The sequence below is a fragment of the Parapedobacter sp. ISTM3 genome (assembly GCF_016533505.1).
Taxonomy (GTDB): domain Bacteria; phylum Bacteroidota; class Bacteroidia; order Sphingobacteriales; family Sphingobacteriaceae; genus Parapedobacter; species Parapedobacter luteus.
In genome coordinates, this window is the sequence record NZ_JAENGN010000014.1 from 46,023 (window position 1) to 69,143 (window position 23,121).

Annotated in this window: 16 protein-coding genes; 13 read left to right on the plus strand and 3 right to left on the minus strand. The window is 48.7% G+C overall.

Features of this window, described 5'->3' with window-relative positions:
• Window positions 1–39 precede the first annotated feature (39 nt).
• The 11 genes from JHJ32_RS17040 to JHJ32_RS17090 all read left to right on the plus strand — a co-directional run bounded on the left by JHJ32_RS17040 (window position 40) and on the right by JHJ32_RS17090 (window position 18,793).
• Window positions 40–1,062, plus strand: a complete 1,023-nt coding sequence (locus JHJ32_RS17040) for an AraC family transcriptional regulator (RefSeq protein ID WP_200121769.1) — start codon at window positions 40–42, stop codon at window positions 1,060–1,062.
• 204 nt (window positions 1,063–1,266) lie between these two features.
• Window positions 1,267–2,235: a FecR family protein gene (locus tag JHJ32_RS17045; protein ID WP_200121770.1), complete on the plus strand. Its 969-nt coding sequence runs from the start codon at window positions 1,267–1,269 to the stop codon at window positions 2,233–2,235.
• 274 nt (window positions 2,236–2,509) lie between these two features.
• A complete protein-coding gene (locus tag JHJ32_RS17050) occupies window positions 2,510–5,890 on the plus strand; it encodes a SusC/RagA family TonB-linked outer membrane protein (RefSeq protein WP_233632718.1) in 3,381 nt (1,126 codons plus the stop codon).
• A 29-nt stretch (window positions 5,891–5,919) separates the two neighbouring features.
• Complete coding sequence (locus JHJ32_RS17055) at window positions 5,920–7,569, plus strand: SusD/RagB family nutrient-binding outer membrane lipoprotein (protein ID WP_200121771.1); 1,650 nt, start codon at window positions 5,920–5,922, stop codon at window positions 7,567–7,569.
• Between the two features lie 49 nt (window positions 7,570–7,618).
• Window positions 7,619–8,248, plus strand: a complete 630-nt coding sequence (locus JHJ32_RS17060) for a hypothetical protein (RefSeq protein WP_079715589.1) — start codon at window positions 7,619–7,621, stop codon at window positions 8,246–8,248.
• 41 nt (window positions 8,249–8,289) lie between these two features.
• On the plus strand, window positions 8,290–11,046 hold the full coding sequence (locus JHJ32_RS17065; protein WP_200121772.1) for a M14 metallopeptidase family protein: 2,757 nt from the start codon (window positions 8,290–8,292) through the stop codon (window positions 11,044–11,046).
• A gap of 26 nt (window positions 11,047–11,072) precedes the next feature.
• Entirely contained in the window at window positions 11,073–12,389 is a 1,317-nt protein-coding gene (locus JHJ32_RS17070) for a M20/M25/M40 family metallo-hydrolase (RefSeq protein ID WP_233632719.1), read from the plus strand.
• 24 nt (window positions 12,390–12,413) lie between these two features.
• The gene (locus JHJ32_RS17075) at window positions 12,414–15,164 is read left to right on the plus strand and encodes a M14 metallopeptidase family protein (protein ID WP_200121774.1); all 2,751 of its coding nucleotides are present in this window, start codon (window positions 12,414–12,416) and stop codon (window positions 15,162–15,164) included.
• A 217-nt stretch (window positions 15,165–15,381) separates the two neighbouring features.
• Window positions 15,382–15,930 (plus strand): RNA polymerase sigma-70 factor, encoded by a 549-nt coding sequence (locus tag JHJ32_RS17080; protein WP_079715585.1) that lies wholly within the window; start codon window positions 15,382–15,384, stop codon window positions 15,928–15,930.
• Window positions 15,931–16,055: 125 nt separating this feature from the next.
• Window positions 16,056–16,478 carry a twin-arginine translocase TatA/TatE family subunit gene (locus JHJ32_RS17085; RefSeq protein WP_079715584.1) on the plus strand — a complete coding sequence of 141 codons (423 nt, stop codon included), beginning with the start codon at window positions 16,056–16,058 and terminating at the stop codon, window positions 16,476–16,478.
• A 56-nt stretch (window positions 16,479–16,534) separates the two neighbouring features.
• Window positions 16,535–18,793 carry a Tex family protein gene (locus JHJ32_RS17090; protein ID WP_079715583.1) on the plus strand — a complete coding sequence of 753 codons (2,259 nt, stop codon included), beginning with the start codon at window positions 16,535–16,537 and terminating at the stop codon, window positions 18,791–18,793.
• Here the strand turns inward: JHJ32_RS17090 and cysM are convergent.
• Entirely contained in the window at window positions 18,790–19,662 is an 873-nt protein-coding gene (gene cysM / locus JHJ32_RS17095; RefSeq protein ID WP_079715582.1) for a cysteine synthase CysM, read from the minus strand. The genes JHJ32_RS17090 and cysM overlap by 4 nt on opposite strands.
• Before the next feature lie 4 nt (window positions 19,663–19,666).
• Window positions 19,667–20,479, minus strand: a complete 813-nt coding sequence (gene epsC, locus JHJ32_RS17100; RefSeq protein ID WP_200121775.1) for a serine O-acetyltransferase EpsC — start codon at window positions 20,477–20,479, stop codon at window positions 19,667–19,669.
• Between the two features lie 190 nt (window positions 20,480–20,669).
• Between epsC and fabG the strand changes: the two genes are divergently transcribed.
• Together fabG and JHJ32_RS17110 are read left to right on the plus strand one after the other, a co-directional pair.
• Window positions 20,670–21,413 carry a 3-oxoacyl-[acyl-carrier-protein] reductase gene (gene fabG, locus JHJ32_RS17105; RefSeq protein ID WP_079715580.1) on the plus strand — a complete coding sequence of 248 codons (744 nt, stop codon included), beginning with the start codon at window positions 20,670–20,672 and terminating at the stop codon, window positions 21,411–21,413.
• A gap of 28 nt (window positions 21,414–21,441) precedes the next feature.
• Complete coding sequence (locus JHJ32_RS17110) at window positions 21,442–22,440, plus strand: acyl transferase (RefSeq protein ID WP_233632720.1); 999 nt, start codon at window positions 21,442–21,444, stop codon at window positions 22,438–22,440.
• A gap of 89 nt (window positions 22,441–22,529) precedes the next feature.
• Here JHJ32_RS17110 and JHJ32_RS17115 read toward each other — a convergent pair whose 3' ends face one another.
• Window positions 22,530–22,868 carry a DUF3276 family protein gene (locus JHJ32_RS17115; protein ID WP_079715579.1) on the minus strand — a complete coding sequence of 113 codons (339 nt, stop codon included), beginning with the start codon at window positions 22,866–22,868 and terminating at the stop codon, window positions 22,530–22,532.
• Window positions 22,869–23,121: the final 253 nt, after the last annotated feature.

Below are 23,121 nucleotides of genomic sequence, written 5' to 3' on the forward strand. Positions count from 1 at the left end.
TAATTTGGCCGCAAAAATAGCTGGTTAAACAACATAACAATGACCTTAAACGGAAATACGGCAACGCAAAACGGAGAAATGCACCCAACCGCCCCCTGTAACCCGTTGTCTATCGATGTACAACCGGACATTGATCATTTCATTTGGTCTGGATTTCGGGGCACAAACTTCTATTGCCTGCACGGCAGGGCGCCAGCAATTTCCGGCGGCGCTGCCGCGGGTAAAATGGTCATGGAATATCGTGAGTCTGTTGTCAAGGTAGTATGCTGTATTCAGGGAAATACGCGAATCACAGTACGCCAATCCTTATCGTCAGAGGTGTCGGCCCACGGTCACAACCTTTATTTCGTCACAGCAAATACCCCCGTTGTCATTGAGTGGCCTTATCAAGAACCGCAAGAACTGCTTATCATCGATTTACATCTTGATTTGTTCACGAAATATTTTCCGCTCCATCATCGCACTTTTGCAGCGCTAAACGGCAGTATCAGCCGCCAGCACCCGGTGGCCTTGAGCGATGCAGGCCTGCCATTGAGCCCTGAGATAAGCGCACTCGTCTTTGACATCATCTATTGTAAACGACGGGATTTTTCCAAGACTTATTACCTAAAAGCGAAAATCATTGAGCTTCTCCTCTTGCAAGCGGAACAACGTTGGGAGTCGGATACTGTTTATCACCACCAGCCACTGCGCGACGACGAAGTACATCGTGTATACCAAGTCAGGGACATCCTTCACAACGAGCCAGCCGGCAACCACACGTTATTGAGCCTGGCTCATCGCGTGGGGACCAATGACGCGACACTGAAAAAGCACTTCAAACAGGTCCTTGGCACCACGGTATTCCATTACCTTACCGCACACCGCATGCAGCTTGCAAAAAAAATGCTGCTGGAGGAAAACGAAAAGGTAGCGTCGGTAGCTCAACGTGTGGGTTACAAACACGGCACCCATTTCACGGCGGCATTTAAAAAGTATTTCGGTTATTTACCCACACAAATAAAAACCTGGCTGATATGTATATTGTGGGATCCGATTGAATTGCTTTGGCTTGTGATATAAACAGGAACTGCAAACCAAAACACCCAAACACAAATAGTCCGCACTTCTAACAAACAAAAAAAAACATGTTTTCAACAATACAACAACAAAATCAGCTACAAAATCAAATAAAATCAACGGAAAAATAGAATTTTATAAAAAAATTAAAATTTATATAGAGGTTTTTGTCGCCATCTGACACATATACACTGAAGAACGGCTGGAATGGACAACAAAACACTCGAAATATTAATCGACAAATACTTGACCGGAACATGTACGCCATCAGAAGAGCAACGATTGATGGACTGGTACGATACGCCGAAGGCCGAGTCACCATATACCGCCAGTCTTAGTACCGAGCGCAGACTCGCGCTGCAAAAAGACCTACTCCATCAAATCAAACACCAGACCGCGCGGTCTGGCACCAAAGAAGCAAGGATCAAGCGGCTTCCAAAGCGGATTTGGCTCTATGCAGTCGCAGCAGTCCTGTTATTCATCGTTGCGCTTCCTATCCTCAACCCACATAACCAGCGGCAAACCACCTTTCAGACGGCATATGGAGAAATCAGATCAGTGATGCTGCCAGACGATTCCGAAGTGACGCTGAACGGCAATTCCACCATTTCTTATCACAAAGCCACGAACAGAGAAATATGGCTTGACGGCGAGGCGGCGTTTAAAGTGACCAAGAAATTAGATAAGCAACGATTTATCGTACACCTCGCGGATACATTGTCCATAGAAGTGGTAGGTACCGAGTTCAACGTTCAAAAACGTACGTCTGGAATACAAATCGCGTTAAAAACCGGTAAAATAAGGTTGCATTATGCACGTAAAGGGAAGCCTGCGGAAATTGTGGAGATGGAGCCAAATGATGTGGTTTATATCGGTAACTCTACATCAGGTGAAATAACAAAAAAAGTCAGCCAAAAGGCTGTTGCGCATTTTGCATGGCAAGACCGTAAAATACTTTTGGATAATACATCGTTCGCAGAAATTCAACTATTACTTGCAGAAACATACGATATACGGACGGCCGTCTTACAGGAAAGTATATTGAAGCGAAAGGCTTCAGGTTCAATACCCGTGATCGACAATCACAGGCAACTACTGGATCACATTATTACGTTATACGGATTGGCTATTGTTGAGGCCGAAGAAGAAAGGCAATACGTTCTTACAACCCGCTAAGGTGTACAGCCACGGGTTATCATTCCAATCAATACGATAAGCGATTGTTCACTGACTACAGTGAGGCGTCGTCCGTGTATCCGGACGTCAAGGGAAAACTATTGGGTAAACGAAACAATTCATTAAATAACTAACCAAATCAATGAGCATTATGCATAATATTTTTACCCCATTTTTTGGCCTGCTGCTAATCGCAATGCTAGCCGGAACCCCACTGTGGGCACAGCTGGCGTCGCACAATGCAAGACATGAAGTCCGAAACCGCCCGCGACATATGGATAGCGACGGTGAGACGGACATACGGGAGGCGCTCATGTCACTTGAGCGGCGTCATGGTGTGTCCATTGCCTACCGGAGCGGATTACTACCTGAACACCGGGTTGCGGCAGAGGTGGTACGCAGATACCAGGCGATGAGCTTTACCGAATCGATGGATCTCCTTTTGGAGGGCACCGGTCTGCATTATAAACACAACGGCGACAATTTTTATATCATCTACAAGAATAGCGATGCATCCAAAAGCCAGCAGCGTCCCATCACAGGTAAGGTGACAGACGAAACCGGCGAGCCACTGGCGGGCGTGATGGTGACCGTTACCGGTACAACCACCGGTACCTCAACAGACAATACCGGGCAGTATCGGATTATGGTGCCCCCAACAGCAACATCATTGACCTTCCACTTTGTAGGATACGCCGACGTCAACGAACCACTGGGCACATCCAATGTGATCAATGTAAGCCTACAGCCTGACCAGCTTGAACTGAGTGAAGTGGTGGTTACCGCTGCGGGCATCGAGCGCAAATCCAATACGTTGGGATACGCCGTGTCTACAGTGAATGCGGACGCTTTGGCTCAGAAAAACGAACCTGATCCCGTACGGGCCCTTACTGGCAAGGTCGCCGGTGTAAACATTCAGGGCGGCGGCGGCGTAGCCGGAGGATCGACCAACATTACCATCCGCGGAAATTCCTCCCTAGGCAACAACAACCAACCGCTTTACGTGGTAGATGGCATTCCGTTTGACAACTCTACCTTTGACCGTGTAGGCGAGCGTAATACCCAAGGTAACCAAACAACAGCCAGCCGGGCATTCGACATCGACCCCAACAATATTCAAAGCATCACCGTGTTGAAGGGTGCAGCGGCTGCCGCACTTTACGGCTCTCGGGCAGCCAATGGCGCTATCATCATCACTACTAAGGCATCGGCTAAGCGAAGTCGTAAGGGGACGGAAATTACCCTCAACACGTCCTATTCACTGGAAGAGATTGCAGGTTTGCCCGATTATCAACAAATTTACGGCCAAGGCACCAATTTCGACTACCGCGATGGCGTATACGGATCTTCGGGATCGGCTTATAGCTCCCGGGCCACCATTCCCCACCCGCTGGCCAGCCTGGTATCGGCTGCCGACTTTCCGGAGTTTTTTGAGGCTGATGGCGTCACTCCGGTGCAGGTGCCCTACCGTTCTTATGCAGGACAGGCACAGGATGCTTTTTTCCGCACCGGCAATGTACTGGAGACCGCATTGAGTATCAACAGCGGCAGTGAGAAAGGCAACTTCACCGCTGGCCTTAGCCGTACCAAAAACGAAGGTATCGTCCCTGGCAATAGCATCACCCGCACCTCCATCAATATCGGCGGAAATGTTCGCATGGATAATAATTTCTACGCGAGCGGTACCATTAATTATGTCATGACGGATCAAACAGCCCCGCCCATTGGGGGGAGTGGAAACGTCATGAGTAACCTTTATTACCTGCCCACCAGCTATGATCTGACCGGATTGCCCTATGAAACACCAAATGGGGATAACGTTTATGCACGGGCCGGCCTTGACAACCCCTATTGGTCGGTCGCCAATAGCCCCTCCACCAGTAATGTCGACCGGTATTACGGCAATTTTGTGTTGGGCTACGATCCACTCGATTGGCTGAACATTCAGAACGCCGTAGGATTCAACGCCTATACCGACCGGCGGCTGAGCGTATTAGGAAAAGGATCTTCCGTATACGCTAATGGCTCAATGAGTGCAGACAACATTTACCGGCAGGAATTGGACAACACCCTGCTACTCACCGTCACCAAGTCATTCGCGGCCGACTATTCCGTGCGGGCCATCTTCGGAAACAACATTAACCAACGGATGACCAACCGCTCGGTATTCGATGGCAACGACATCATTACGCGGGGCATCAACGATATCAGCAACACCTCAACCATTGTGCTGGGTTCGCTCCCCAACAACCGTGCCCGCATCAAACAACGGTATTACGCGTTTTTTGGAGACATTACCGTTGATTACAAAGATTTCCTTTCGCTCAATCTGGTCGGACGGAATGACGTCTCCTCTACCCTGCCAAAAGAAAACAGAAGTTACTTTTACGGTGGTGCGAATGCTTCATTTAACTATGTCAATGCATTCAAAATACAAAGCGATGTCCTGTCTTTTGGAACATTGCGCATCGGCTACACACGGGTGGGCAATGAAGCGTCTCCCTACCTAACCATGAATGTGTATAATGCCAACCAATCATTCGGTGGAATAGACTCGCCCTTTTCAAATGGCACAGTGTCCAATGTGAGCACCCTGACCCTATCCAATTCGCTTACCAACGCCAACCTCAAACCTGAGTTTATTACTGAATTTGAGATTGGTACGGAAATGCAGTTCTTCAACCGCAGGGCCAGCCTGGATGTGACTTATTACCATAAGCAAAGCACGCAACAAATTTTTACCGTAGATGCCCCACCATCGACCGGCTACACCAGCCGGATAATCAATTTGGGCCAAACATCTAACCGTGGGGTGGAGATCATGCTGTCAGGAGCCCCCTTTCGCCATAGCGACGGGTTCAATTGGGACATTAACGCCAACTTCACCCGCAACAATAACATGGTAGATGATCTTGGGGAATATGCACAGCTCGTGTATGGCAATAACGTGCACATCCCTGGACAGCCTTATGGGCAGATATACCGTAGCCGCTATGCTCGAGACGATGAAGGAAACATCTTGGTCAACCCGCAAACGGGCAAGCCCATATCTTCGGGCGTAAGCGGGCCGATAGGCAATCCCGCACCTAAATTTATGGTAGGTGTCAGTAACACCGTGTCCTATAAAGGAGTCACGCTGGATGTACTGTTTGACTGGAAAGAAGGTGGTGCGATCTATGCCGATGGCGTCGGCGAGGCCATGGCCCGTGGAGTATCCCGGGACACCGAAGATAGGGAGCTGCTGTATATCGGGCCGGGCGTACTGGGCGATGTAAACACCCTGCAACCCCTGCGCGATGAAAACGGCAACAAGATACCCAATAATACCGCTATCCCCGTCATCGATTACTTCTTTAGCAGTGGCTTCGGACCAGGAGGCATCGCAGAAGGCACCGTTTTCGATGCCACGGTTTTCCGGCTTCGCGAGGTCTCGCTCGGATACCGCATCCCGTCTAAATGGCTGGAAAAATCACCGTTCGGCTCGGCATACATCTCCATAAGCGGACGAAACCTCTGGTATAAAGCTCCGAACTTTCCCAAATATATGAATTACGATCCTGAAGTCAGCACCACTTCCGGCAATAACGCCGGCACCGACGGCGGCGGCGTGCCGACCAGCCGCCGATACGGGGTAAACCTCCGATTCAGCTTTTAATATCCATTGTGCCCTTAATTAAGAAGAAAATGAAAAAAGCAAATCATTACTCCCATATCCTAAAAAATCTGCGCAGCTACTTGGGTCTTGCTCTGGTAGGTGTTTTTACCATTTCCTGCGAGAAATTCGTTGACATCAACGATGATCCCAATAATCCTACGGAACCTACATTGAACCTTTTGCTACCTGCGACGCAGCTTTCACTGGTTGGTCATTTCAGTGGTTCAAGCGCTACAGGTGGTTTGAACGGTGGGGCCACTACGGTCTCACAGCATGTGGCGTCAGGCAACCTAAACAGATGGAGCCAAACAGGCAACACATTTTCGACCCCCTGGGCAGGATTTTACACCGAGACAATCCCCGACCTTGAAACCATTATCAGCGTGGGCACCGAACAGGAAGAATGGGGCTATGTTGCTATTGCTAAACTCCAAAAGGCGTACTTATACAGCATAATGGTAGATGTGTGGGGTGACATCCCATATTCGCAGGCCGGCGGTGGTTATCCCAACCCAGCCTTCGAAAATGGCCAGGAAATATACGATAGTTTATTCGATTTGATTGATGAAGGGCTGTCCGATATCGGCAAGGGATTTTCGGTTACTTCGTCTGCCGATCTATTCTTTCAGGGTTCGGCCGAAAAATGGAGCCGGATGGGAAAATCCCTTAAGTTGAAATTGCTCAATCAAATCCGCCTTGTAGATGCGGTCCGTGCGGAGACGGGCATTAAAGCCTTGATTGCCGACGCTGACGGACTGATTGACGACAATCGTCACGATTTTACGTTTCAATATGGTACGACCGTTTCTCCCAACGCTCGCCATCCTTGGTTTGTCAGCTGGTACAATACCGGCCGGGGCGGCTATGTAAGTATGCCCCTCATCGACCGCCTTAAGGCACAGGACGACCCCCGGCTGCGCTATTACATTTTCCGGATGGACGAAAGACGTGGATTGGCCAATTCAACCAACGGCGAAGGCTATTATGGCCGTTATCCGGGAGACGGCACCGCATCACCTGCCGATTTGAATACCCGGGCGATTGTAGGCATCTATCCAGCGGGCGGCTTGTATGACAATGGTACGATCCCGTCACTTACTGAACAGCATGTCTACTTGAATAATGATGGCGCTGTGTCCGGCACGACCAACAACTCATTTAAGGTAGCGCTTTTTACGAACGGTGATGGTAACGGCGCCGGCATATTGCCGCTTATCACCAACTTCATGGTTAAATTTATCCGCGCAGAGGCGGCGCTAACCTTGAATACCGGCGAAGATGCGAAGCAACTGCTGAAGGATGGCGTGGAAGCTCATCTTACATTAGTCAACGCTGTATCGGCCAGCAATGGAGGCCAGACAATACCGCCCGCCAACATTAACGGCTTCGTTTACCGCATCGGCGAGCAGTTCGATGCTGCCGATGCTGCTGGAAAAATGGAGTTGCTGATGATGCAGAAATGGATAGCCCTATATGGCAACGGTGTGGAGGCATACAACGATTACCGTCGCACAGGGTTACCCGAGTTAGCGGATCTGCTGGCCCCGCTGGATGAATATCCCATGCGCTTTTATTACTCAGAAACCGAACTGACGTCCAATGAGACGGTCATCGCGATTCGCGATGAGTTTCAGCGAAAACAACAATTCACACCAGTTTTTTGGGATGTGAACGATTAAATCAGTCATCAAATCAAATGAAATGAAAAAGAACCTTAATACGAATACAATGAGAAAGGCATTAATATACAGTTTGATCGCCGTAACGGCATGGGCGGCCAATTCTTGCAAAGATGTGGATTATGACTGGGAACAATTCAAAATTGCTGCCACGCCCAAGGTCACCATCAACATTGAAAAATCAGCGCTACCCACTTATCAGACCGCCAATGTCTCTTTTTTCAACATGGCCACCCCCGATTATGCCACCGCACAAGAGTTTGAGTGGACACTCGATTATTATGATGCCGACGGGCGTGTCCACGCACAGTCCATCGATGTTTACATCAGTTTCAATCGTCGGGAATCAAGCCCTCCCACCTATCCCATTACCCTATCGTTGGCTGGTGTGTGGCCCAATATCAGGCAGTTCCCGCTACCAAGCACCATAAGAAGTACGGATATGCTATATGAGACGGTTACCGAGTTTCCTAAGACCTTCAGTCACACACCTGCTGAGCTTGCAGAAATCGTCGGTATCGATTTAGATACAGTTGAACCAAACGATTACTTTTTGTTTAAGTTTGCAATCACCATGACCGATGGCACCCGTTTGGTTCAGTTTCAAGATAACGCATGTGATGAGTCGAGAGGTGAGCCCTGTGATTGCCGTACGGGGGTTCGTTTTAAGAATCTGTAATGGATGTGTAACTAACTAACTTTATTATAATTCAAAAATCGATGCTTAGACGTATAACTGTTTCATTATTGGTCTTCATCCTGGCAGGGATGCAAGTCCTCGCGCAGCACATTCCTTCACCAAAGGAACACTTTGGTTTTGCTATTGGTGACGACTACATGCTGGCCAATTACACACAATCGGAGGCTTATTTTAAAAAGATAGCGGCTTTATCCAATCGGGTAAAGATGGAATTTACCGGAAAAACGTCCGAAGGACGGGACATGCATTTAATTATCATATCCTCGCCGGATAATCTGGCCAAAATAGACACCTACAAAGAAATTTCCCGGAAGCTCGCGCGTGCGGAAATGACAGAAGCAGAAGCCAAAGAACTGTCTTTGGCCGGAAAACCAGTTGTATGGATTGATGGGGGACTGCACTCAACCGAAGTGGTCGCCACACACCAATTGTTTGAGACATTCTATCAGCTGGTTAGCCGCAATGATCCGGAAAACTTACGAATCCTTGACGAAGTGGTGATTTTGCTTTTTCATTGCAACCCTGATGGGCAGGAACTGGTATCCAATTGGTACATGCAGCAGCAGGACCCACTCAAGCGAAATAAAAACACGCCGGTACTTTATCACAAATATGTCGGCCATGACAATAACCGGGATTTTTATATGAACAACCTGATCGAGACCACCATTATCTCGCGCTTGCAGTATATCGATTGGAATCCACAGATTATCTATAACCATCACCAATCAGCACCGGCTGGCGCTGTAGTCGCCGGCCCTCCTTACCGTGATCCATTTAATTACGTATTGGATCCGTTATTGATGACCGGCATTGACGGGGTCGCTTCTGCAATGATCAATCGGCTCAATCTCGAAAAAAAGCCAGGTTATACGCGGTTAAGCGGTTCTGTGTTTTCTACTTGGTGGAATGGTGGATTGCGTACCACACCGTACTACCACAACAGCATCGGCATACTCACCGAAATTATCGGCGATCCGACACCTTCGAGTGTACCATTGATAACCGAACGGCTTATTCCGAATAACGGCACCCCTAATCCGGTGACGCCACAAGCATGGAATTTCAAGCGATCGATTGACTATTCCGTATCGCTGAATTATGCCATTCTCGATTACGCCAGCCGTTTTGGCGATGAATTGCTCTTCAATATGTATGCCATGGGACGCAATTCCATCGAACGCGGCAACTCCGATTACTGGCCGCTTAAGCCGAGCTATGTCGCTAAAATAGAGAGCACTTATAAAGCCGATAAAGCTGCCAACAAAGTCCAAACGGAGGAGCTTGAGCAATCCGCCCGTTATGCCTCGCGGGATAACATCCCAGCATCGTACTTTGATAAGGTATTCAGTGACCCCGAATTGCGCGATCCGCGGGGATACATCATACCCGCCAATCAAGCTGATTTTCCAAGTGCGGTGCAATTCGTAAACGCGTTAATCAAATCGGGTATATTGATCCATAAAGCTACCTCGGACTTTACAGTAGCAGGTAAATCTTATCCGGCAGGTTCTTATGTTGTAAAAACTGCCCAAGCATTCCGGCCGCATGTACTCGACATGTTCGAACCCCAGGATCATCCCAATGACTTTGAATATCCGGGTGGTCCCCCCATACGCCCTTACGACGCTGCGGGATGGACATTAGCCTACCAGTTCGGCATCGACTTTGACCGCATTCAGGACGCATTTGATGGACCATTTGAAGCCATCCCCTACGGACAAATACAAACGCCGCCCGCGCAGACTGTTGCAAAATCATCGGCGGGCTTCCTGCTGAGCTCGGAAGTCAACAACGCTTTTGTTGCGGTAAACAACCTGTTGGCTGCCGGTATCAATGTATCACGCATCCAGGAAACGTATAACGGCGCTCCAGCGGGCTCGTTTTATGTGCCCGCTAACGGGTTGCCCATTCTTCAAAAAGCAGCAGACACCTTGGGCATTAAGCCCATCCCTGTCGACAGAAAGCCCGGCAACTTAACAGCAATAAAACCTCGTCGAATCGCATTATTCGATAATTATGGCGGTTCAATGCCATCCGGTTGGGTTCGGTGGATGCTTGAGCAATACCACTTCGATAACTTTTCATTGATTTTCCCGCAAGAAATAGATAATGGCGGCTTAATCGACAAGTATGATATTATCTTATTTATCGGAGGTGGCATCCCGCCGGTTTCGGCAAGTGGCGGTGCAGGAATGCGAGGCGGACGCGGCCCCAACCTGGAAGATATTCCTGAAAAGTACCACCATATGGTTGGTAACATCACCGTAGACAAGTCAATCCCGCAGCTCAGAGCGTTTGTCGAAGCCGGAGGCACATTGTTTACCGTGGGCAGCAGCACCGCGTTGGCCTATCATTTGGGGCTACCGGTCAAGAATGCGCTGGTTGAAGTAGATGACGATGGCCGTGAAAGGCCGCTTCGCGGCGAACAGTATTATGCGCCCGGCAGTATCCACCAAGTTTTTGCGGACACAACGGATCCGGCAGGTTGGGGCATGCCTGAAATCGTCAATGTCATGTCCAGCAACAGCCCAGTATTCAGGCTGGATCAGGACGCCAAAAACCAAGGCATCAAGCCGTTAGCTTGGTACGGCGACAGCAACCCATTGCTCAGCGGCTGGATATGGGGAGCAGACTACCTGAAAAACGGCATCACGGCGTTCTCCGCTTCCGTAGGTAAGGGCACGTTTTATGCCTTTGGGCCGGAAATCACCTTCCGTGCGCAGCCGCACGGCACCTTTAAATGGTTGTTCAATCAGTTATACGCCACCAAATAACGATGCTTTACCTGTTGAAAAGTAATTTGTTAACGCGTGCAATCGGGGGCTACTTGGTTACCCTGATTGCATGCGGTTGCCAATCGCCTCCGAAGGATGCATCTTCCGCAGCGGCAGCAACGCAAGTGTCCGCAACTTACATCGACGAAGTAAAAACATTGGCAGTCCACGCTACCGTCAGGGAAACGTTTGACTGGATTACTACGTTGCATGATGAAACGACCCAAAATCACATTCTCCTTACCGAAATTCCGGCACCCCCGTTTAAGGAAGCCGATCGGGCAAACCAGTTTAAGGCCATGCTCGAACTAGCCGGAGCTGATTCCGTATGGATGGACAGCATCGGCAACGTCCTCGCACTCCGGAAAGGCTCCGAGCGAAAAAAAACCACCGTCATTGAAGCACATATGGATACGGTATTCCCTGAAGGGACCGATGTCACGGTAAAACACAGGGGGGATACGCTTTATGCGCCCGGCATTGGCGACGACACCAGAGGGTTGGCCATATTACTCACTTTGTTGAAAAGCATGAATGGTGCCGGCCTCCGTACACAGGGGGATGTGTTGTTTGTAGGTACGGTAGGGGAAGAAGGGGAAGGCGACCTAAGGGGCGTCAAATACTTGTTTGAAAAAGGACCAAAAATCGATAGTTATTTGGCGGTAGACGGTAGCGACATCGGCCAGATTACCAATCAAGGGATTGGATCACATCGTTATCGCATTACATTTCAAGGTCCTGGCGGTCATTCTTATGGCGCTTATGGCATTGTCAACCCCCATGTTGCCATGGCTAAGGCGATGGCCCAATGGGATGAAGCGGCACGCAAACTCATTGACAAGGGAGGTGCTAAGACCACTTTCAGCGTAAGCGTCGCAGGTGGCGGCACGTCCGTCAACAGCATACCTTATGAGTCGTGGGTTATTGTAGATATGCGATCGGAAAGTCAGGAAAAACTGGCAGAAATTGATAGGCTACTGCATGATGCCGTGGCGGGAAGCGTTGCCGAAGTGAATAAAACGAAGAAGACAGGGAACGATCTTGCGGTAACCATCGAACTAATAGGCGATAGGCCGACAGGCACAGCTGCACCCGAATCCCCCTTGGTACAACGGGCCATGGCCACGGCTAAGTATTTAGGAAAAGAGCCCTCATTGTCGGCTGCATCGACGAACGCCAACACACCCCTCTCGTTGGGCGTCCCTGCGGTAACTATCGGGCGTGGTGGCAAAGGCGGCGGGGGTCACTCACTCAACGAATGGTGGCTTGATGAAAATGGAGACGAAGCCATTCAATATGCCTTGCTTCTTTTATTGGCGGAAGCCGGTATAAGTGCTAATTAATACAAAACTCAATATAAGCAAAACATGAAAAGAATCAAAAACTACACTTCTTTATGGTTGCTATGCCTATGGCAAGCGGTAGCGCTTGCCCAGTCCATACCAACACCTCAATCGCATTTCGGCTTCGCTATGGGGGATGATTATAGCTTAACAAATTACACGCAAACAGAAGCCTATTTTAAAAAATTAGCGGAATCCGATCGGGTCCGGCTGGTGGACATCGGCAAAACCGAAGAAGGCCGTCCCCAATACATGCTTATCATTACGTCGCCGGCGAATATGAAAAAGTTGGATGAATATAAATCAATCTCAACGAAACTGGCTTATGCTGAGGGATTAACCGACGACGACGCCAAAACCCTGGCTTCCACAGGCAAGGCCATCGTGTGGATTGACGGAGGCCTGCACTCCACGGAAATGGTGGGTACACACCAATTGATCGAAATGGCTTACCAACTCACCTGCAAGACCGACGAGGAAACGCTCCGCATATTGGATGATGTCATTGTCCTGCTAACACACGCCAACCCGGATGGGCACGAGCTGGTTGGCAATTGGTACATGCGAAACAACGACGTAACCAAGCGCGCCATGAACATCCCCGTACTGTACCATAAATACATCGGCCACGACAATAATCGCGATTTCTATATGGTAAATATGAAGGAATCGGAAAACATGAATAGGCAGCTCTTCCTGGAATGGATGCCACAAATTATGTATAACCATCATCAATCGGCTCCCGCGGGTGCCGTGGTCGCCGGCCCTCCGTATACGGACCCATTTAACTATAACATCGACCCCTTGCTAATGACCGGCATTGATGCTGTCGGTGCCAGCATGATCAATCGGCTTAACGTGGAGGACAAACCTGGCTTTACTCGTATGAAAGGCTCCCCTTTCAGCACATGGTACAACGGTGGGCTACGCACCACCACTTATTTCCATAACATTATTGGCCTGCTGACCGAAATCATTGGAAATCCAACTCCCATGGAAGTGCCTTTGGTCCCCGAACGGCTTGTGCCCAATAACAATACGCCGAATCCGGTCACTCCGCAAAAATGGCTTTTCAAACAATCCATCGACTATTCCATTTCGTTGAATTACGCCATTTTGGATTATGCGGCCCGTCATCGTGAACAGGTGCTTTATAACATCTATAAGATGGGCAAAAATTCCATTGAAAAAGGAAGCAAAGATTATTGGCAGCTGACGCCCAGAAATATCGATCAAATCCAGGCAAATTATGACGCAGATAAAGCCCGCGGGGCGACCACCGAAACCGCCGAATCCCTTGGCGGACGCATGCCAAGTAGCCGACTGCCCACTTCATATTATGAAAGTGTCTTTGGCAATCCAGAAAAACGGGACGCCCGCGCATATATACTTCCGGCTGACCAGAAAGATTTTCCCACGGCAGTAAAATTCATCAACACGTTGATAAAAAACGGTATCTTCATTCACAAAGCAACTGCTGATTTTACCCTGAATGGCAAAAAGTATCAAAAAGGCTCTTACATCGTCAAAACAGATCAGGCATTCCGCCCCCATATCATCGACATGTTTGAACCGCAAGATTACCCTAACGATTTTGCCTATCCGGGAGGCCCTCCGACCCGTCCATATGATGTTGCCGGCTGGACATTGGCTTACCAAATGGGTGTCACCTTCGATCGCGTCCTCGACGGGGTGGATGGCCCATTTGAACGGCTCCCACATGGTGTATTGGAAGTACCTCCCGCAAAAGCTGTTCCCACTTCGAGCAGGGGATTTTTTATCAGTGCAAACGTAAACAATGCATTTATCGTGGTCAATGACTTGCTAAAAGCGGGTATCGATGTACACCGCATCCAGCAAGCGACGGATGGCATGCCTGCTGGTTCTTTCTACGTATCTGCCAAAGGCGCCGATCTACTTAAGCAAGCCGCCACCGAATTGGGAATAGAGGCTGTTCCAGTCTCCCGGACACCAACCAACACGGTGCAAATCAAGCCCGCACGTATAGCACTTTTTGACAACTACGGAGGCTCCATGCCTTCAGGTTGGGTGCGATGGATGCTCGAGCAATATCATTTCGAATTCAGCCTTATTTTCCCTCAAGAAATAGACCGCGGCAATCTCAAAGACAAGTACGACGTCATTCTATTTATTGAGGGTGGAATCCCGCCGTTTGGCCGTGGTGAAACGGGAGGCCGCGGATTCGGCGGACGAGGCCCAGACCCTGCCGACTTACCGGAGGAATATCGCCACATGGTAGGCAGCTTGACGGCAGATAAATCTATCCCGCAACTGAAAGCGTTCCTTGAGGCTGGAGGCTCCATTCTTACAACAGGAAGCAGTACTGCCCTCGCCTACCACTTGGGGCTTCCTGTCAAAAACGCGTTGGTTGAGACTGTCGACGGCAAGGAACAACCTATCCCCGGCGAACGATTCTATATACCGGGGAGTGTGCTGCGGGTAAAGGTTAATCCTGAGATTGACGCCGCTTGGGGAATGTCGGAAGACACCGACGTGATTTTCAACAGCAGCCCAGTCTTCGGTTTGAAGCCCCAAGCGAGCTTACAGGGCATCCAAGCGCTGGCCTGGTTTGCCACGGACAAGCCCTTACGGAGTGGCTGGGCCTGGGGGCAAAATTACCTTGAAGACGGCATTGCAGCCTTTAAGGCGCCTGTGGGCAAAGGCTACCTCTATGCCTATGGCCCTCAGATTACCTATCGGGCGCAGCCGCATGGCACATTCAAGCTCTTATTCAACGCGTTATATCAAAAGTAATTTTAGGGTGTTAGGCCGTAAGTTTTCCTGTCTGCAATGTAGGCAGGAAAACTTACATTGACCAGTAGTTATCCCCGAATAAAGCAACATTAATTTAGTACAAATTTTGTGTAATCAAACCGGTATTCATATATTTGTATATCGCTAGCCAACAGTACACCAAATATTAAATTGCTATTTTTTTATAGAATGTAAATGGCAAATTAATGGTTACAAAATGAGCGTTCATTTCAATGAAAGAGTTGTGCTGGAGGAGTTAAAGGCGGGAAGCGAGCAAGCTTTTGAAAAAATCTACTTCCAATTTTGGGAATCACTATTCAACCATACCTATCAACGGGTCAAAAACGAAGATGAGGCCAAAGAATTAATTCAGGATTTGTTTACGGATTTGTGGCATAAGCGGCATAGCCTTGATATCCGCACCTCCCTAAACGCCTACCTGCATGCTGCAATTCGCTACAAGTTATTTAAGCATACGAAACTGAAAATTGCCCATGAAAATTATGCCAGTAACTACAAGCACGTTAATTCGGCAAATTCAACAGGCGATAGGTTGGATTTTAATGAGCTAAACCAAGCTTTTGAACGTGCGCTCGCCTCGCTGCCTTTGCAACCTCGCCGGGTATTCGAGTTGAAATATTATCAGGGCATGAGTTACCTGGAAATCGCCAATTCTCTGCATATATCGATAAGCACCGTCGAAAAACACATGATAAAAGCCCTCAAACGCATCCGGAAGCAGATAAAACGATTTTCGGCCTGCTGACCGTGAGTTGTCCCGCTGAGCTGCGCTCCTTTGCGTTGGATGGTCAGTCGATTCAATTTTTCTATACAATCCATGGATATCACAAAATTTAGCCCTACCTTAGCGCTTATAAAAAAGGTATTGTTATGTTGAGTATAATATTCGCCTTCCTGAACATTGGAACAAGTGAAATGATGCTTATCGTGTTTGTGGCATTGTTGGTGTTCGGAGGCAAAAAACTACCTGAATTGGCGAGGGGCTTGGGCAGGGGCATACGCGAGTTTAAGGATGCCTCAGAAAGCATTAAACGTGACATCAGCGATCAAATTAATAATTTCGAGAAAGATTTGGAGGTGAAGGACGTAATAGTAGAAGATGAACCCAAAAAATTAAACGAAAATAATCCATCTGCCCCGGCGGGCACTTACCAACACAATCCTGGGCGCGAACCAGACTACTATGGCAGTCAGGGTCCGTACTATGGCGACGCCTATCAAACATCGGATAATGCTGCTTCAACCCCGGAAAGTGGGCCAGTGGAAGAGAGCGGAGAGAAAACGCACAAATAGGTGGGATCGATCGCGTATCAAGCCCCTTAGCCTCCCCAGATAATCAGTACGCTTAAATGACACACGAAATACGTATTTCTAAGGAGCTTGCTTTGTCCGAACGCCAAGTAAGCACCACAATAGCCCTTCTCGACGAAGGTGCAACCATTCCCTTCATTTCCCGCTACCGCAAAGAACTAACGGGGAGCCTCGATGAAGTACAAATCACCGGTATCCGGGACAGGCTTCAGCAATTGCGAGACCTGGACAAACGCAGGGAGGTCATCTTAAAGTCCTTAACAGACCAAGGTAAATTGACGCCGGACCTTGAAGCCCAGCTTTTCGCGGCTGAAACAATGGCCAATTTGGAAGATATTTACCTTCCGTACAAACCGAAACGGAAAACGCGGGCAAGTGTAGCCCGCGAGAAAGGCCTTGAACCGCTTGCGCAGCTCATTCTTGCCCAGGATGGTACAGATATTAATCAGGCGGCACAAGCTTTGGTAACATCCAATAGCGGAATAAAGGATGCGGAAGAGGCGCTTGCCGGGGCACGTGACATTATCGCCGAGGTCATCGCCGAAGACGCGTCCATCAGAGCGAAAACCCGACAGATTTTTCTTGAAAAAGGGCAATTTGTTTCTCGGGTAGTGCCCGGCAAAGAAGAAGCCGCGATTAAATACAAGGATTACTATGAATGGGCCGAGCCATTGAAAACAGCTCCTTCGCACCGCATCCTTGCGATGCGCCGCGGGGAAAAAGAAGAAATGCTCTACCTCGACATTGAAATCTCCGAAAACGAGGTATTACCTATTTTAGATAATGCATATATAAAAGGTTCTGGACCTGCCAGTGCGCAGGTACGTATGGCCATGCTCGATGGGTATAAACGGTTGCTAAAGCCTTCCATGGAAACCGAAGTGCGCATGCTTACCCGTCAACAGGCGGACGAGGAGGCTATACGCGTTTTTGCTGAAAACGCGCGGCAATTATTGCTTGCTGCACCACTGGGCCAACGACGGGTAATGGCCATTGACCCGGGGTTCCGTACGGGATGTAAAACGGTGTGCCTTGATGAACAGGGCGCATTACTGGAAAACACAGCCATATTTCCGCATAATGGCGCCGCGAAAGCAGACGAAGCGGCTAAAACCCTTCGCTACTTGATTGAAAAACATCGTATACAAGCCATCGCTATCGGCAACGGGACGGCTGGCCGCGAAACCGAAGAATTTGTACGCCGATTGTCGCTACCCGAAGTCGCTGTGGTGATGGTCAATGAAAGCGGTGCCTCTATTTATTCGGCATCCGAGGTGGCGCGCGAGGAATTCCCCGACCACGACGTCACAGTCCGTGGCGCAGTATCCATCGGCCGCAGACTGATGGATCCCCTGGCAGAGCTCGTCAAAATTGACCCTAAGTCTATTGGTGTAGGGCAATATCAGCACGATGTGGATCAAGCTAAGCTGCAAGCCGCGCTGGATGATACGGTGATCAGCTGCGTCAACGCAGTGGGCGTTGAGTTAAATACGGCTTCCAAACAAATCTTATCATATATCTCGGGCTTAGGGCCTTCATTGGCCCAGCAAATTGTCAACTACCGTAACATGCATGGTGCTTTCAAAAACAGGGAGTCACTGAAAGGTGTACCGCGTTTAGGGGAGAAAGCGTTTGAGCAAGCCGCCGGTTTTCTCCGGATTCGGAACGCCGAGAACCCGCTGGATGCCAGCGCGGTTCATCCAGAGCGCTATGCTCTCGTTGAACGGATGGCAACTGATCTCGGCTGTCGCGTGGCAGACTTACTCCGCGATGAAAAGCTCCGCAAACAAATTGACTTAAAAAAGTATGTGAGTGACAGCGTTGGAATGCCCACACTTCACGATATTTTGGCCGAACTGGCTAAGCCAGGGCGCGACCCGCGGGAGCAGTTCGAGCAATTCTCCTTTACGGAAGGGGTCAATAGCATTGCCGACCTCCGTATCGGAATGCGTTTGCCTGGCATCGTCACGAACATCACGAATTTCGGCGCTTTTGTAGATATCGGCGTGCACCAAGATGGCCTTGTACACCTCAGCCAGCTAGCCAACCGTTACATAAAAGATCCCAATGAAGTGGTCAAAGTACAGCAAAAAGTGATGGTAACGGTAACTGAAATCGATGAAAAACGTAATCGAATCAGTCTTTCGATGAAAACGGAAGCCGAGAAAAAATCCGGAAGTCCGAAAAATCAGAAGTCCGGGGGCCAGTACCCGCGCAAGCCGAGTCGCCATCTGCAGCGGAAAGAGGAAGATATGGCCGCGAAGCTTGTCGCCCTAAAAAGTAAATTCGGCTCTTAGCCGAATAAATCACTCGACAAATAGCGATCGCCCCGGTCACACGCGATGAATACGATAAGTCCTTCATCCAATTCTTGCGCTAACCGGGCAGCGCACGCCATGGCCCCTCCAGTACTCATACCAACAAACAAGCCCTCTACCTTGGCCAGTTGCCTGGCCATTTCGGTTGCCTCGGCCTGCGAAACATCCATTACACGGTCCACCCGTTGCGGATCATAGATCTTGGGCAGGTATTCAGTAGGCCACCTGCGGATGCCGGGGATAGCGGAGTCTTCCGTCGGCTGACAGCCCACAATCTGTACCGTAGCATCGCGCTCTTTCAAAAACATTGAATTGCCCATGATGCTGCCCGTGGTGCCCATAGCGCTGACGAAATGGGTAATTTGCCCTTGCGTATCCCGCCATATCTCCGGCCCTGTTGTTTTGTAATGAGCAAGGTAATTATCCGGATTGGCAAATTGATTTAGAATAAAATAATTCGCTTGCTGACCTTTATCTTCCGCATAATCCCTGCAAATCTCAATCGAATCCAACAACGTCACTTTGGCACCGAATGCTTCCATGGTGAGCGTACGTTCTCTGGTGGAATTTGATGGCATAACCAACTCGATATCCAAACCGTAAATGCGGGCGATCATGGCCAAAGCGATACCGGTATTGCCACTGGTCGCTTCAATTAACTGCATACCGGGTTTGATATCGCCACGTTCGATCGCACTGCGAATCATATGGAGTGCTGCCCTGTCTTTTACACTCCCCCCAGGGTTATTGCCCTCAAGCTTAGCATATAGCTTAACGTCGGGATTGGGGTTAAGTTTGCTGATTTCCACCAGCGGCGTATTGCCTACACAATCGATTAACGTCCGCATAAAGTCAATGTGTTGTTTTGGAATCCACAATTTTCACCGTGGGCTGATGGTATACCGTGGAATAAGGGGGTATACTGGACGTCAGCCATACATTACCTCCGATGATGCTATCGTGACCGATAACCGTATCGCCGCCTAAAATCGTTGCCCCGGCATAAATAATCACCCGATCTTCGATAGTCGGGTGCCGCTTGGTATTCGCCAGGAGTTTTTCCACGCTCATTGCACCCAGCGTGACCCCCTGATAAATCTTTACCTTGTCTCCAATCACCGCTGTTTCGCCAATGACAACGCCGGTGCCGTGATCTATGCAGAAATACTCACCTATCACTGCCGCCGGATGGATATCAATACCGGTCTGTGAGTGCGCATATTCTGTAAGTATCCGAGGAAGCAGCGGCACCGATAAATTCATCAGTGTGTGCGCAACACGATACAGCGCAATGGCCAGAAAGCCCGGATAGGTACGAATCACTTCAAACTCACTGACCGCGGCCGGATCGCCTTCGTAGATCGCTGAAGCATCGGAATACATCACACGGTATAATTCGGGGATCGCACTGTAAAACTGTTGTGCCACCAACCCGTTGTTGCAGTCCTGACATGCTTTTGTTCGGTTCAATATGGCGATCAATGTGCGCTCTGACTGCGCAAACTGCTCGCGGATTTGTGCAATAGTCCGGTCGGGATGTGTCTGTCGTTCGGGGAAAAGCAAATCAAGCAAGCTCAATGCCCATGCGGCAATCGCGCCGTTTGGCGGCACGTCGGCTATATCCTGCTGTTTATGATAAAGTTGTTTAAAAAACTCGTCATTCATCGTCTGTTGTTGTTATACAACTAAGGAAACAAATTATTTGGACGCTGGCAACAATTTCGTTTAATTATTACAATAATTTTAATTTCGGCAGTACCGCAGAATCCGACAGTTTTTGTTGGACACATTCGCGAATACCATGCATTTTACCTATGTTTGCACCCAATCTTAGACAGGTATACAACAGCAAAACATGAAGTTACTTGAAGGAAAAACCGCTTTGGTTACCGGCGCCTCCAAAGGAATTGGTCGGAAGATAGCCGAAAAATTTGCCGAACATGGGGCAAACGTGGCATTCACTTACCTATCTTCTGTCGAAAAAGGGGAAGCACTGGAAAGGGAGTTGCAAACAAATGGCACTAATATAAAAGGCTATCGTTCTGACGCTTCGAAATTTGAGGAGGCGGATAAACTTATCAACGACATTGTTGCTGATTTTGGCACGATTGACATCGTCGTCAACAATGCAGGCATTACAAAAGACGGCCTCCTGCTACGGATGACCGAAGAGCAATGGGATGATGTACTCGACGTCAACCTGAAATCGGTATTCAACGTCACGAAGGCTGCTTCAAGGATTATGATGAAAAACCGGAAGGGCGTATTTATCAACATGAGCTCGGTGGTAGGTGTGCAGGGCAACGCTGGACAAGCCAATTACGCGGCTTCCAAAGCAGGCATTATCGGTTTTTCCAAATCGGTGGCCAAAGAGCTGGGGTCACGGAATATCCGTACGAACGTCATCGCCCCCGGATTCATCCGCACGGAAATGACCGATGTATTGGATCCAAAAGTTGTGGAAGGCTGGGAACAAAATATTCCGCTGAAACGTGCCGGGGAGACCGAGGATGTGGCCAACGCCTGCTTATTCCTCGCCTCTGATCTGGCTTCCTATATCAACGGACAGGTGCTTTCTGTGTGCGGCGGGATGCTATAGGTGCGTGTAAAACGCTACCTTTGCTGCGATGAATACAGCAATGGTGATTCCGTCCGCATATGATATTTTTTCCATACGACATGCTCAAGCTTTTGAGGAAGCTTGCCTGCGTATCTTCGCTTTCCAAGCACGGCACTGCGCCGTATATCGCGCGTACTTATCGCTGATCAAACGGGACCCCGAAACGATACGCCGTGTAGAAGATATCCCGTTCCTGCCTATTGAGCTTTTCAAGCACCATAAAATCATGTCGGTGGATCAGGAACCGCAAATTGTCTTTAGCAGTTCGGGGACTACCGGCAGTGTGCAAAGCAAACACTATGTAGCCGATGTATCGATTTATGAACGGAGTTTCCGGCAGGCGTTTGCCCAACACTATGGCAACCCCAAGGATCTAACCATCTTAGCGCTCTTACCGGCATATTCCGAGCGGGAAGGTTCTTCACTCATCTATATGGTGGACGCGCTTATCCGAGAAAGCGATCACCCGTTGAGTGGATATTTTCTTTATAACCACAATGAGTTGCATGACGTTTTGCATGAATTGAAAGCCAAAGGCACAAAAACGCTGCTCATCGGTGTCACCTATGCGCTATTGGATTTTACAGAAACACATGCCATCGATTTTCCCGAACTAACGGTCATGGAAACCGGTGGGATGAAAGGCAGACGGCATGAAATGATTCGTGAGGAAGTACACGAGCGGCTGCGTGCGGGGTTTAATGTACCGCTTATCCACTCGGAATACGGCATGACCGAACTTTTGTCTCAAGCCTATTCGACCGGGCAGGGCTTATTCCAGTGCCCGCCTTGGATGAAGGTCGTTATCAAGGATACCAATGACCCTTTCTATACACTTCCTTCGGGACAGACCGGTGCAATAAACGTTATCGACCTGGCCAATGTATATTCCTGTTCATTCATTGCTACAAAAGATTTAGGGAAAGTGCAGCCCGGTGATCGCTTTGAAGTGTTGGGACGTTTTGATAACAGTGACATCCGGGGTTGCAACCTGCTGTTATTGTAAGTCCAACACTCCACTATTTACAACAAAAAAGCCCTGCACATTGATGCAAGGCCACTTATATTAGATTACTATCTTCTTGGCTATTCCAATTAAAACGAATAATCATCTTTAGATTCCGCATCTTCAGCTACCCCTACCCCATTATTTTCAAACCCAGGCTCATAACGTTTTTCCACTACTTCCTGATGGGCTTTGATGTAATCAACCACTTCATTCAAACCTTCAGCAAATTTCTCAAAGTCCTCTTTATATAAGAAAATCTTATGTTTGATAAACACGCCGTCCTCAAACCGCTTCTTGCTTTCTGTGACGGTGATGTAGTAATCATTTGAACGGGTCGCCTTTACGTCGAAAAAATAAGTCCGCTTACCAGCCCTTACCTTTTTTGAAAAAACCTCTTCACGCTCTTTGTTGTCAAAATCTCCCATTGTTAAGCTTTTAATTTTTATTCTCAGAATCGGGATAAATATAAAAGAATTTAGTCGATTAAAACAAATGTTTGCCGGATTTTGTAAAAAATATTTTTCATTGTCTCTTATTAAACACACTTCGCGGCAAAAGATGGCAGCGTTAACCGAAATAAAACGGCCGTTCACCGAAAAAAAGCCTGCTACCGCCTAATCGCTATTGCATAAGGCGTTTATTCAATATACCTTTGGAATATCATATACAGCAGCGTAC

Bases quoted from the DNA above. Each gene is read 5' to 3' on its own strand.
- JHJ32_RS17040 (WP_200121769.1), top strand. From the start codon at position 40: ATGACCTTAAACGGAAATACGGCAACGCAAAACGGAGAAATGCACCCA.
- JHJ32_RS17045 (WP_200121770.1), top strand. From the start codon at position 1,267: ATGGACAACAAAACACTCGAAATATTAATCGACAAATACTTGACCGGA.
- JHJ32_RS17050 (WP_233632718.1), top strand. From the start codon at position 2,510: ATGGATAGCGACGGTGAGACGGACATACGGGAGGCGCTCATGTCACTT.
- JHJ32_RS17055 (WP_200121771.1), top strand. From the start codon at position 5,920: ATGAAAAAAGCAAATCATTACTCCCATATCCTAAAAAATCTGCGCAGC.
- JHJ32_RS17060 (WP_079715589.1), top strand. From the start codon at position 7,619: ATGAGAAAGGCATTAATATACAGTTTGATCGCCGTAACGGCATGGGCG.
- JHJ32_RS17065 (WP_200121772.1), top strand. From the start codon at position 8,290: ATGCTTAGACGTATAACTGTTTCATTATTGGTCTTCATCCTGGCAGGG.
- JHJ32_RS17075 (WP_200121774.1), top strand. From the start codon at position 12,414: ATGAAAAGAATCAAAAACTACACTTCTTTATGGTTGCTATGCCTATGG.
- JHJ32_RS17080 (WP_079715585.1), top strand. From the start codon at position 15,382: ATGAGCGTTCATTTCAATGAAAGAGTTGTGCTGGAGGAGTTAAAGGCG.
- JHJ32_RS17085 (WP_079715584.1), top strand. From the start codon at position 16,056: ATGTTGAGTATAATATTCGCCTTCCTGAACATTGGAACAAGTGAAATG.
- JHJ32_RS17090 (WP_079715583.1), top strand. From the start codon at position 16,535: ATGACACACGAAATACGTATTTCTAAGGAGCTTGCTTTGTCCGAACGC.
- cysM (WP_079715582.1), bottom strand. From the start codon at position 19,662: ATGCGGACGTTAATCGATTGTGTAGGCAATACGCCGCTGGTGGAAATC.
- epsC (WP_200121775.1), bottom strand. From the start codon at position 20,479: ATGAATGACGAGTTTTTTAAACAACTTTATCATAAACAGCAGGATATA.
- fabG (WP_079715580.1), top strand. From the start codon at position 20,670: ATGAAGTTACTTGAAGGAAAAACCGCTTTGGTTACCGGCGCCTCCAAA.
- JHJ32_RS17110 (WP_233632720.1), top strand. From the start codon at position 21,442: ATGAATACAGCAATGGTGATTCCGTCCGCATATGATATTTTTTCCATA.
- JHJ32_RS17115 (WP_079715579.1), bottom strand. From the start codon at position 22,868: ATGGGAGATTTTGACAACAAAGAGCGTGAAGAGGTTTTTTCAAAAAAG.